The organism is Vibrio profundi, assembly GCF_043642225.1.
GTDB lineage: Bacteria > Pseudomonadota > Gammaproteobacteria > Enterobacterales > Vibrionaceae > Vibrio > Vibrio profundi_A.
Map to the genome: position 1 here is coordinate 213,965 of NZ_JBHZSF010000004.1, position 12,259 is coordinate 226,223.

General features: G+C 42.8%; 11 protein-coding genes and 1 tRNA gene. 9 read left to right on the top strand and 3 right to left on the bottom strand.

The annotated features are described in order from the left end of the window. Position 1: 1 nt before the first annotated feature. From tolB to ACHUFI_RS09325, 5 genes are all read left to right on the top strand, one after another. On the top strand, positions 2–1,354 hold the full coding sequence (gene tolB, locus ACHUFI_RS09305) for a Tol-Pal system beta propeller repeat protein TolB (RefSeq protein WP_394248422.1): 1,353 nt from the start codon (positions 2–4) through the stop codon (positions 1,352–1,354). A gap of 32 nt (positions 1,355–1,386) precedes the next feature. After that, positions 1,387–1,926, top strand: coding sequence for a peptidoglycan-associated lipoprotein Pal (gene pal, locus ACHUFI_RS09310; protein WP_394248424.1), 540 nt, complete (start codon positions 1,387–1,389; stop codon positions 1,924–1,926). A gap of 33 nt (positions 1,927–1,959) precedes the next feature. Next, complete coding sequence (gene ybgF, locus ACHUFI_RS09315) at positions 1,960–2,748, top strand: tol-pal system protein YbgF (protein ID WP_394248426.1); 789 nt, start codon at positions 1,960–1,962, stop codon at positions 2,746–2,748. Positions 2,749–2,865: 117 nt separating this feature from the next. Then, the gene (gene nadA, locus ACHUFI_RS09320; protein WP_394248428.1) at positions 2,866–3,909 is read left to right on the top strand and encodes a quinolinate synthase NadA; all 1,044 of its coding nucleotides are present in this window, start codon (positions 2,866–2,868) and stop codon (positions 3,907–3,909) included. A 138-nt stretch (positions 3,910–4,047) separates the two neighbouring features. After that, on the top strand, positions 4,048–5,082 hold the full coding sequence (locus tag ACHUFI_RS09325) for a potassium channel family protein (RefSeq protein WP_394248430.1): 1,035 nt from the start codon (positions 4,048–4,050) through the stop codon (positions 5,080–5,082). A 48-nt stretch (positions 5,083–5,130) separates the two neighbouring features. Here ACHUFI_RS09325 and ACHUFI_RS09330 read toward each other — a convergent pair whose 3' ends face one another. Further along, positions 5,131–5,700 carry a UPF0149 family protein gene (locus tag ACHUFI_RS09330; RefSeq protein ID WP_394248432.1) on the bottom strand — a complete coding sequence of 190 codons (570 nt, stop codon included), beginning with the start codon at positions 5,698–5,700 and terminating at the stop codon, positions 5,131–5,133. A gap of 130 nt (positions 5,701–5,830) precedes the next feature. Here ACHUFI_RS09330 and ACHUFI_RS09335 point away from each other — a divergent pair, with 130 nt between their 5' ends. The 3 genes from ACHUFI_RS09335 (at position 5,831) to ACHUFI_RS09345 (ending at position 9,198) form a co-directional block, all read left to right on the top strand. After that, entirely contained in the window at positions 5,831–8,251 is a 2,421-nt protein-coding gene (locus tag ACHUFI_RS09335; protein WP_463596585.1) for a hybrid sensor histidine kinase/response regulator, read from the top strand. 248 nt (positions 8,252–8,499) lie between these two features. Continuing rightward, complete coding sequence (locus ACHUFI_RS09340) at positions 8,500–8,949, top strand: L-alanine exporter AlaE (protein ID WP_394248434.1); 450 nt, start codon at positions 8,500–8,502, stop codon at positions 8,947–8,949. Between the two features lie 161 nt (positions 8,950–9,110). Next, positions 9,111–9,198: transfer RNA gene (locus ACHUFI_RS09345), tRNA-Ser, on the top strand. Between the two features lie 86 nt (positions 9,199–9,284). On the opposite strand, the gene ACHUFI_RS09350 is transcribed toward ACHUFI_RS09345, so the two are convergent. Both ACHUFI_RS09350 and ACHUFI_RS09355 read right to left on the bottom strand, forming a co-directional pair. Continuing rightward, a complete protein-coding gene (locus tag ACHUFI_RS09350) occupies positions 9,285–9,635 on the bottom strand; it encodes a DUF1840 domain-containing protein (protein ID WP_394248436.1) in 351 nt (116 codons plus the stop codon). Positions 9,636–9,799: 164 nt separating this feature from the next. After that, the gene (locus ACHUFI_RS09355; protein ID WP_394248438.1) at positions 9,800–10,591 is read right to left on the bottom strand and encodes a Cof-type HAD-IIB family hydrolase; all 792 of its coding nucleotides are present in this window, start codon (positions 10,589–10,591) and stop codon (positions 9,800–9,802) included. 252 nt (positions 10,592–10,843) lie between these two features. On the opposite strand from ACHUFI_RS09355, the gene ascB reads away from it, so the two are divergent. Further along, the gene (ascB, locus tag ACHUFI_RS09360; protein ID WP_394248440.1) at positions 10,844–12,232 is read left to right on the top strand and encodes a 6-phospho-beta-glucosidase; all 1,389 of its coding nucleotides are present in this window, start codon (positions 10,844–10,846) and stop codon (positions 12,230–12,232) included. The last annotated feature ends 27 nt before the right edge of the window (positions 12,233–12,259 follow it).

Sequence of the window (12,259 nt, forward strand, 5' to 3'; positions counted from 1 at the left end):
AGTGTTTAAAAAACTATTACTAGCCTTTGTTAGTGTAATAGCTATGAGTAGCCAGATGGCTCACGCCGCGTTAGAGCTGGTGATTACAGATGGCATAAACTCAGCTCGCCCAATCGCAATTGTCCCTTTTAAATGGGAAGGCAATAAAGCATTACCACACGATGTATCTGCAGTTATTGCTTCTGACCTTCAGCGTAGCGGTAAGTTTAGCCCTGTTGCAACGAATAAGATGCCTCAGACGCCTTATAGCGAAGCAGAAGTGAATTTCGATGCGTGGACTTCCTTAGGGGTTGATTCGCTGTTGACGGGAACGATCAGTGAGAATGCTGAAGGCCAGTATGTTATCAATTACCAACTGATTGATGTTGTCCGTGGGCAGCTAACTAAAGGCCAGAGCAAAGCATTAAGCGATGAAGGGCAGTTAGTTCTCTCTAAAGATCACGTGCTTTTCAATAAAAGAGCAACCGTACCAGGTCCGCGTTTGAGAGAATATGCGCACCGTATTTCTGATTTAGTATACGAAGAACTGACCGGCGAAAAAGGTGCGTTCCTGACACGTATCGCTTATGTTGTAGTAAGTGACAAGGACAAGTACCCATACCAACTACGAGTTGCCGACTACGATGGATTCAATGAACGACTCGTGTTGCGCTCTAAACAGCCGCTAATGTCACCAACATGGTCTCCAGATGGTAAACAATTAGCTTACGTTAGCTTCCAAAACGGCCAAGCGGAAATATTCTTAATGAATATTTACAGTGGTAAACGTGAGAAGTTGACGTCATACCCTCGTCATAATGGTGCGCCAAGATTCTCACCAGACGGTAAGAAACTCGCTTTGGTTCTGTCTAAAACAGGTAGCCTTCAAGTTTATACTCTTGATTTAGCGAGCCGCAAACTGACTCAAGTAACGCGTGGTCGCGCAAATAATACCGAACCATTCTGGCACCCAGATGGCAAGTCCCTCATTTTTACTTCTGATCGTGGTGGTAAACCTCAGATTTATAGGGTAAATTTGACAGACAACTCGACAACTCGTCTTACTTGGCAAGGCAGCCAAAACTTAGGTGGTCAAATTACACCTGATGGTCGGTTCCTTATTATGGTGAATCGTAGCAATTCAGGGTTCAATCTGGCTAAACAAGATTTGGAAACAGGGGCCGTTCAAGTGTTAACAAAGACACTTTTGGATGAGTCACCAAGTATTGCTCCGAATGGTGGTATGGTTATTTATAGCTCCATTTATAACAAGACAAATGTCCTTTCAATGGTTTCCATTGATGGTCGATTTAAGGCTAGATTACCGGCAACAAATGGGCGCGTAAGAGCTCCTGCATGGTCTCCGTTTTTATAGCAACTAAGTTTGATAACGTAAGGAAAAATAAGATGCAACTTAATAAAGTTCTTAAAGGACTGCTTATTGCTTTACCAGTAATGGCAGTAACTGCATGTAGCTCAAGCGATGACGCAACTTCATCAGCTGGCACTGAAACTAACCAGTCTACTTCTGGTTCTGAAGGCTCTGTAGATACTACAGTAGTAACGCCAATCGATGCGAACGCACAACTTTCTGAGCAAGAGCTTAAAGAGCAAGCACTACGCGAAACTCAAACCATTTACTTCGCATTCGATAACTCAACTATCGCTGGCGACTACGAAGCTATGCTTTCTGCACACGCAGCTTACCTAAGCAAGAACGTAGACATGAGCGTAACTATCGAAGGTCACGCCGATGAGCGCGGTACTCCTGAGTACAACATCGCACTAGGTGAGCGTCGTGCACAAGCTGTTGCTAAATACCTACAAGCTCTAGGTGTTCAAGCTGACCAAATCTCTATCGTAAGCTACGGTGAAGAGAAGCCACTTCTTCTAGGTCAATCTGAAGATGTGTACGCTAAAAACCGTCGTGCAGTGCTAGTTTACTAATTTTAGTAATCTATCTAATTGAGGAATTGCCTCATGTTCAGTAACACTAAGCGAGTAGTTACGCTTACGTTACTGGCAAGTGTAGCGAACCTAGCGTTCGCTACACCAGCTCCAGTATCTGATATCAGTAACTCATCCGCGACACCTACTTCGTCTTCTACTTCCAACTCAGTTTCTAATGAGACTGATATTCAACGTTTAGAACGCTTACTTCAAAATCGAAATCGTGTGCAGTTGCAAATGCAAACTCAAATCGATGATATGGCTTTAGAAATTAGCGAACTTCGTGGTCAGTTAGAACGAAATAGCTATGATATGCAGCAGATGCTAGAGCGTCAGCGCGAGTTATTTATCGAACTTGATCGCGTTCGTAACGAAGTTAAGAATTCTAGTGCAGCATCTGTTCCAGTAAAAGATGACAGTGCGACCAGTGAACCAACCGGAACGTTTAGTTCTGATGTTGATGAGCAAACCGCATATCAAAATGCTGTCGATATGATCTTAAAGCAAAGGGACTACACAGGCGCTATCGTTGCGTTTCAGCAGTTCCAGAAAGATTACCCAGAATCGACATTTACGCCAAACTCGCATTATTGGCTAGGTCAGCTTTATTTTGCTAAGAAACAGGATAAAGAAGCAGTGAAAAGTTTCGCTGCAGTCGTTGCCTACAAAGATTCCAATAAACGTGCAGATGCGTTAGTGAAGCTTGGTGATATTGCTGCTCGCAATAATAATGCGGAGCAAGCTAAGAAATATTACCAACAAGTGGTGGCTGAGCACCCAAATAGTGCTTCAGCTAAAGTGGCAAAAGACCGCTTATAAAGCTTGGTTAAAAAAAGGCGCTTTGAGCGCCTTTTTTTTCGCCTCGATATTTTTGATCCTTGGAGCCGTTCAGGTGTAGAATACTCGGATTACCGGAAGTTGCGTAGAGCAAGAGCAATGAGCCACATTTTAGATAAGATCGACACTGTATACCCTTTTCCACCAAAACCTGTGCCTCTGACTCAAGATCAGAAAACAGCACACGTTGCAAAAATTAAGACGCTACTAAAAGAAAAAGATGCCGTCTTGATCGCCCACTATTACACAGATCCTGAAATCCAAGCATTAGCAGAAGAGACTGGCGGCTTCGTCGGCGACTCATTAGAAATGGCTAAGTTTGGTAATCGTCACGATGCCAGTACGCTGATCATTGCAGGTGTTCGCTTTATGGGCGAGTCTGCAAAAATACTGACTCCTCAGAAGCGCATACTGATGCCAACACTTGAAGCGGAATGCTCTCTAGATCTTGGATGTCCAGCAGATAAATTCACTGAGTTTTGTGATGCACACCCTGACCATACTGTAGTGGTTTATGCCAATACGTCTGCTGCTGTAAAAGCACGTGCTGACTGGGTAGTGACTTCAAGTATTGCTCTTGAAATCGTAGAAAGCCTAGATGCAGATGGTAAACCAATTATTTGGGGACCAGATCGCCATTTAGGTTCTTATATTGCTAATCAAACTGGCGCTGACATGTTGTTATGGCAGGGCGAGTGTATCGTACACGACGAATTCTCGGCAGATGCGCTTAAGAAAATGAAAGCGGTTTATCCTGAAGCTGCAATTTTGGTTCACCCTGAATCACCAGCAAGTGTTGTAGAGCTCGCTGATGCGGTAGGTTCAACAAGTCAGTTGATTAAGAAAGCGAAAGAACTGTCACATAAGCAAATGATCGTTGCAACTGACAAAGGTATCTTCTTTAAGATGCAGCAATTAGTACCTGAAAAAGAGTTGATTGAAGCTCCGACCGCTGGTGCTGGTGCGACATGCCGAAGCTGCGCGCACTGTCCGTGGATGGCTATGAACGGCCTACAAGCGATTGAAAACGCGTTAGAAAATGGCGGTGAAGAGCACGAGATTTTCGTATCAGAAGAGTTACGAGTGAAGTCTTTGATTCCTTTGAATCGCATGCTCGATTTTGCAGAGCAGCTAAATGGTTAAGCCATTTTAGTATGAGAAAAAACCAGCATTCTTGCTGGTTTTTTTATGTCTGAAAGTCTATTTGATATTGGTTAGTTATTGATTTGGTAGAACTTATATCGCATGATGATCTGGTCTAAAGGGTAGAGGAAACGTCTTATGATGATTTGGTTACAGTTAAAGCGCTGGGTACAAGCCAACATCTTCGAGCTCAACGGAAAAAACTTGTTGGTAACGTTTGTTGCTTACGTTGTCCTATGCTGGCTATTACTAAATTTCGCAGGTGAAACTGATCTAACGTCTTCATTCACTGCCTTTTTTTACTATTTGGTCGTGACGGCGTCGACGGTTGGGTATGGCGATATGTCGCCAACTACCGAGCTTGGGCGTTGGATAGTGATATTATTTGTTATTCCTGGTGGCTTAAGCTTGTTCGCTGCGTTGTTAGGTAAAGCTGCGAGTGAAGGTGTTTACTATTGGCGTGCAGGGTTACTGGGAAAGAGGAGAGTGCGTGTGCAAAATCATATTTTAATGTTGGGATGGAATGAGCAAAGAACCATTCATTTGATCCGTATGCTTCAGCATGAAGAAACGGGAAAGCGCCCAATCGTTCTGTGCACCCGTTCAGATATTGAGAATCCTTTGCCTGGTGAAATCAGTTTTGTTCACGTTAATAGCTACACAGACGGCAAAGAAATGGATAAGACTGAGATCGACAGTGCAAGTTGTATTCTCATTGATAATCCAGAAGATGATGTGACTCTTTCTGCAGCACTCTACTGCGCTAATCGTAACCCTGATGCACATTTGCTTGTCTATTTTAAAGACGAAGCGTTAAGCGATTTGTTACACAAGCACTGTCCTAACTCTGAATGTATTCCTGCTGTAGGCGCTGAAATGCTTGCTAAAGCCGCTGTCGACCCTGGTTCGAGTGCATTACATCAGGAGCTATTAAGTTCAACACGTGGCATGACTCAGTACTCGGCATACTTCCCATCTGACTTAACATCCTCAACAGTCGCGCCGATTTTCTCTATGTTTAAAGAAAAATACCAAGCCACTTTGATTGCAATCGATGTAGGGAACGGTATCGAGCTGAATCCTGAATTATCTGAGCAGATTCCTCCGTCGACAAAACTGTTTTATATTGCAGATGAAAGAATTGATAATTTTGATTGGAGTGATTTCCGCTAATAAAAAAGGCCTCATCGAGAGGCCTTTTTTTGTCATTTTGATTTGCGATTATTGAGCTTCCGCTAAGGCAATACCACGTTGGGTTAATCCACACAGCATTACAGGTACAGCGTTAAAGATTTCTTCGAACTGTTCTAACCCTTCAATTCCTTGCTCAGCAAGCGTGGCTACTGACGTTTCTGGATCATAGAGCATGCTGATTGAAAGCAGCACGCCGCCTAGCAGTGCGTTATCTTCACTGTCTTCTGGCATCAATGTTTCCCAGTCATCACGCGCAAGTTGCCAGCCTTGAAGCAAGCCTTCACAGAAGTCGCGAGCTGCTTCATTGACAATTTCTTCATCATCAAGAGTACAAGACTCAGGCCATACCCAAGTGCCTTCAATAAGAGCCGGGCGAGCTGTATTCCATAGAGCAATAATCGCTTCGATGTACGTCTCTAATTGCTCACCGTCGGTGAAAGGTGCAACTTCATCACCACCCCATAGGAATGGAAGCCATTCATGCGGAGTTAACACATTAGGTGCAGCGGCCATGGCCGTTACAAAGCCGAGTGTACGATTTTCAGTAAGCAGTTTCCCTTCCAGCTCTGGAAGCGCAAGAATGTCGTGTAAGGTCAAAGTTGGATACCATTAAATCTATAGGAATGTAATTAGCGCACATCTTACCAATCTAGTTCTCATCTAAAAAGGTTTGATGTAGCAGATTATTCCCGATAGATTAAACTAAATAAAAAAACTGCGAATAATTATGGATATACGTTCTTCGTTGAAGAAAAAGAGCATGATCGCTCTCGGTTTATACTCAGCAATATTTATTGCCATTATCGGCAGCATTACCTACTTTGTTGTAGAACCTCCCGTGCGAGACAAGTTACAACAGAACTTAGATTTAAGAACTCAGCTTCTCTCTTCCTTAATCAAAGAGCCATTGAACAGTTCTCATGGGCTGCTTAATAGTATCGTCGGTCTTGCTCATACAGAGCGAGATTCACAAAAACTGTCTAGATTGGTTCAATCACTATTTTCTACTAGTAGCGACATCGTGGTGAGTGGCGGCATTTGGCCTGAACCTAAAAAATTAGACCCTAATAAAGATCTCGGTAGTTTATTTTTTAATAAAGCAGCGGACGGGAAAATCGACCAAATCGATGCATATAATAATCCTCAGACCTCGCCTTATCATGAAGAAAGCTGGTATACATCAGTGGTGAACGTGCCTATTGGTGAGATTTCTTGGTCAGACGTTTATATTGATCCGTTTACTCATGTTCAGATGATCACCGTTTCAACTCCATATTATTTAGACAACGAATTCGCTGGCGTGACAACGGTCGATTTGTCGTTAGTCGAACTACTGGAGTTTATTAAAGAACATGCTGAAGAATATGATTTAGGGATCACCCTCAGAGACACCCATGGGGATGTGTTAGTTTCCCACAATTTCAAGCTAGTTGAAGGCATCTATATTAGCTATATCGAGTTTGGTGAGTTTAACTGGAAAGTAGAAGTCGTTAATTCAAAGCGTTTGGTTGCCGATGAAGTATTTGCTCAAGTCATGAGTATCGAAAGCGGCATTGTGCCTTTCCTATTATTGTGTGTAATGGCGGGTTATTACCTGCTAAATCGTTACCTTATCACCCCAATTATCATTATCGCGAAGAAAGTCGACGACTCGAAAGCCGGTGGCATTATCGATATGACTTACAACAGTGATGATGAAATTGCGCATCTCATCCATGCATTCAACGAAAAAACCATTTACCTAGAGGCTGAGAAAGTAAAAGCGCAGGCGTCGACCAATGCCAAAACTGCATTTCTTGCTACGTTGTCGCATGAAATAAGAACTCCCATGAACGGAGTGCTAGGTACGGCACAAATTCTCCTCAAAACGAATCTCGATCCCGAACAAGAAAAACATTTAAAAAGTTTGTATGACTCTGGTGATCATATGATGACCTTACTCAATGAGATCCTCGACTTTTCAAAAATTGAGCAAGGGCACTTAGACTTAGATTTTACGAGTTTCCCACTTGATTCGATTATCGGCAGCATCAACAGTGTTTATCACACTCTAGCTTCGGAGAAAGGGCTGCAATTTAAAGTCTACTCAGAAGTGCCTTCCGGGCGTTGGTATCACTCCGACAAGGCTAGGCTTCGCCAAGTATTGTTCAACCTACTGAATAATGCTGTCAAATTTACTGCCCGCGGCTTCGTAGAAGTGTATTTAAAAGAAGTGTATAGAAATGATAAAGCGTACCTTTCTATCAGAGTGAGAGATACGGGGATCGGCATTTCAAAAGAAGCACAAAGCCGGATATTTAAACCTTTTGAACAAGCTGAATCATCCACCACTAGACGCTTTGGGGGAACCGGACTGGGTTTAGCCATTGTGAAGAAAATTACCCACCTAATGGGGGGCTCTATTGAGGTCACAAGTGAAGAAGGAATTGGAACTAGTTTCGACGTACTTGTCGAGATGGAGCCATGTAAGCCAGGATCGATTGAAAACATCGCTCATCGGAAGCTGAATTATTCCGGCCTGAAAGTTCTTATCGTAGAAGATAATAGGACCAACACCATCATCATTGAAACCTTTATGAAGAGCAAAGGGTTTGAGTGCCATAGTGTTGAAAATGGTGAGCAAGCTGTACAAGCAATAGTGGCACAAAGGTTTGACTTAGTGCTAATGGATAACCATATGCCAGTGATGGATGGCGTGGAAGCGACAACCGCTATCCGTGGGCTAAGAGGGGATATGGATCGGGTGCTCATCTTTGGGTGTACAGCGGATGTATTCAAAGAGACGCGGGAGCGAATGCTGGGGGCCGGTGTTGACTACATCATAGCCAAACCTATTGATGAACGTGAGCTAGATGATGCTTTGTATCGTTACGCTAAGAAGCTGTATCAATACAACCCCGAACAGCAGCCAAAAGAATCGACATCAGGCAATATAGAAGACACTTTAGTCTCTTTTTATATTGCTTTAGAAGATTCTGATTTTGACGCCGGGCATGAAGTGCTTCAAAAACTATTGGTTCTTGTTCAGCCTAATGCGAGTGATTTACTCACTGACGCAATAGCGAGATCGCTTAAAGCATTAGAGCAGTGTGAAAAGCCATGCCAAGACGATGTTAATTTAATTACAGTAACGCTTTCCGATATGTAGGTTTGTTCTTTAATTACAGAAATTTATTTTCAATATGTGTGTTTTTTAATCTATCTTGAAAAAACCAGTGTTTGACACTGGTTTTTTATTGCTTTTTAGTTGTAAATTTACCCCTTGACTTTATATTTGAAATGTAACACTGCAATTGTTGTGATTTAATAGCGTTATTCTCTGGGTGTACTTTAAAGTGCATTGTTTTAATGTTGTTAATTGCTGTATTTGGCAGTGATATATTTTAGGTGTTGATAATGAAGTCTCGTGGGCCATTTTGTATCCGAAACGCAGCTGCGGATACATTCGCTATGGTAGTATTTTGTTTTATTTCAGGAATGATCGTAGAAGTTTTCATTTCCGGTATGACATTCGAACAATCACTGGCGTCGAGAACTTTATCTATTCCCGTGAACATTGCAATCGCATGGCCATATGGCGTGTTTCGTGACTGGATGCTTCGCCAAGGTGCGAGAGTCTCTGGTACATCGTTCATGAAGAATGTGTCAGATCTCATTGCTTATGTTCTATTCCAATCACCTGTATATGCCGGAATCTTATTGGCAGTTGGCGCTTCGTCTGATCAAATCATCACAGCAGTGACAAGTAATGCGGTGATTTCTTGTGGAATGGGCGTTCTTTACGGATATTTTTTAGATATGTGCCGTAAGTGGTTTAAAGTTCCAGGTTACTATCAGCAAGCGTAATTTGAACATAAGACTATGAATTTGGCTTGTTTTTGATCTAATTAGCTAATTTATAGACGAACAAACAAAATTGGCCGCTTTTTTTAGCGAAGCCCCTTGACCTACGAGGGGAATATCATTAAATTAGCGCCTCGTTGAGCAGCAAGCTCAACATAAAATTTGGTGAGGTGTCCGAGTGGCCGAAGGAGCACGCCTGGAAAGTGTGTATACGGAAACGTATCGAGGGTTCGAATCCCTCCCTCACCGCCATATTCAAAACCCTAGCAGAAATGCTAGGGTTTTCTCGTTTTAGCGGGTAATGAAAAGTGTAGGGTATTGATTGGATGCGGTCCGAATTAAAGACGCTTGTTGGTACCGTCATCCCACATGACTTCACATTCTTCCTCTATCGCGGCTTTGAGCAAACTGATTAACGGGAATGCTCTGTTTCCAAGCCCGACCACGATCTCTTCGATCTCTTCGTTTTCTTCTTCGTCTTCATCAAATGCTTCGTTGTCTTTGGCTGCGAGAGCATTTTTTTCAGTATCGATAGCCGTTTGCAGTGATTTTAGTGCTTGTGGTAAATCTTGAGCTGGAATGGCACCAGGGACTGTACCGCTATGCCCTAAGATCTTAAGGATATGGAGCGCGATATCTCCGAACATCGTGATATCAGCGTGAGCTTTGCAATGGAAAGTAATAAGCATATAAATCGCCTGATTCTCTGTTTAATAATTCGATGGTCATGACAGCCAACGGTGTGAGGAATGATATCTCTGGAAGCGGCGTTAAGGAAGCGATAGGAGAAAGAAGTGAGAGGGGCACTTAAGCGAGAGTGCTCCTCTGATACTAATGGACCTTCAGTAAGCGTTTAGTCTAGCAGGCGCTTGATAACACTGAATACGCCAGATTCTTGATTGCTTGGTGCGCTAAATCGAGCGATTGCTTTGACGCCTTCATGGGCATTTCCCATGGCATAAGAATGGTAGCTTTCTTTTAGCATTTCGACATCGTTTAGGTAATCCCCAAAACTCATGGTTTCTTCGTACGTGAAGCCTAGTGTCTTTTGTAAGTGCTTTAAGGCTGCCCCTTTAGAAGCTTCTGCGTTCATAACGTCTAACCAAATCTTGGCGCTAATTACGACTTGGTGCTTCTCTCCAAACGCGGCGTCAATACTTGGGTGCACATGTTCAGCAGAGCCATCAAAATGGCAGATAGCGACTTTTATGAACTCATCTTCGACTTCCAATAAATCCGCAACTGATTGTCGGCGGTGATAATATTTTAGGATTTCATTAAGAGCTTGTGGATCTTGTGTTTCGATATAAGCGGATTTCTTTCCACATAACACGATATGAGAGCCTTCAATTAAACGTGCTTGCTTGATGATCTTGTGAATGGAATCACGATCTAACGTGCAGCTGTATAACTCTTCGCCTTTATGCATTACCAGCGTGCCATTTTCGGCAATAAACATCATTTCATCTTTAAGGGGCTCAAAGGTATCTGCCAAACTGTAATATTGACGGCCAGATGCAGCTGCAAAAATGATGTTCTTCTGGGTGAGTTTAGAATAGAGGTTGAAAAACTCTGGGTCTAAGCGGCCCTGTTCGTCAAGTAGGGTGCCATCCATATCTGAGGCAATGAATTTGATTGTTGTCATCGAAATGTACTTAAAATAATAAATGAAACGGCTGGGGGTAATGATAACCGGACTAAATAAAAGTGTCGTTTGATAATTCGTAGTGTCGCACTTTTTACGGCGGGCTTCTTTGATGCTACTCCAGAGTGACTTAGGAAGAGATTGTAGGTTTTTTAGGGGTAAGAAAACAGGAACATCGCCTTTAAGAATATGCCCGCTTTTAGCGCTTATTAGTAGGTTACACTCAATGGAAATATAAATAGAGAACGCATTATGATGACTTTTCCTGACCGCTTTTTATGGGGTGGCGCGATTGCTGCGAATCAAGTTGAAGGTTCATTCGATCAAGATGGCAAAGGGCTTTCAACATCGGATATGTTGCCTAACGGTATTCTGAGCCCTTATCAAACACGTGAGGCGCGTACACCGGGGATCAAAGATGTAGCGATTGACTTTTACCATCGATACCCAGAAGACATTCGTCTGTTTAATGAAATGGGATTTAACTGCTTACGCCTTTCAATTGCATGGAGCCGAATTTTTCCTAATGGCGATGAACTGACGCCGAATGAAGAAGGGTTAGCGTATTACGATAAAATCTTTGATGAATTCGCGAAGTACAATATCAAGCCCTTTGTCACTTTATCTCATTATGAAATGCCATATTCTCTGGTGGAAAATTACGGAGGTTGGGGAAGCCGTCAGCTAATTCACTTTTTTGAGCGTTATGCGGAAACGGTCTTTACTCGTTATCAAGATAAGGTAAAGCTTTGGCTGACATTTAATGAGATCAATATGTCGCTGCATGCGCCTTTTACTGGCGTTGGATTAGAAGATGATGCCGATGAGCAAGCCATTTATCAGGCGATTCACCATCAGCTAGTCGCTAATGCGAAAGCAGTAACACTTTGTCATCAAATCATCCCTGATGCTCAGATTGGCAATATGTTACTCGGTGCCATTAATTATCCCTTCACTTGTAATCCTGACGATGTACTTGCTGCGATGCATGAGAACAACAAATGGCTTTTCTTTGGCGATGTTCAAACCCGTGGCAAATATCCAAGCTATATGCTTCGTTATTTTCGTGAGCAGGGGATTGAAATTGAGATGTCGCCAGGCGATCGTGAGACTCTTGCTCAGGCCACTGTCGATTTTATTTCATTTAGCTATTATGCGAGCGGCTGCGCGAGTGCTGACCCAAGGCAAAAAGAGGTAGGCAACATTGTCGATAGCGTTCCTAACCCTTATCTAGAAAAGAGCCAATGGGGTTGGCTGATCGACCCTAAAGGCTTACGAATTTTGCTTAATATGCTTTACGATCGTTATCAAAAACCATTATTCATTGTTGAGAATGGCCTCGGCGCTCGAGATGAAATCAACGAGCAAGGTGAAATCATTGATGACTATCGAATCGCCTATTTAAGTGATCATTTAGTGCAAGCTCGAGAAGCAATTCTGGATGGAGTGGAATTGATGGGGTTTACCAGTTGGGGACCGATAGATCTAGTCGCAAACTCTACTGCAGAAATGAGCAAACGTTATGGCTACATCTATGTGGATCGCCACGATAATGGAAGCGGCTCATTGGAACGTAAACCGAAGAAAAGCTTCTATTGGTATCAAGATGTCATTCGTACTCAAGGTGCCTCTTTGAAATAAACCAAATAAAAACCCTAGTCTTTCGAA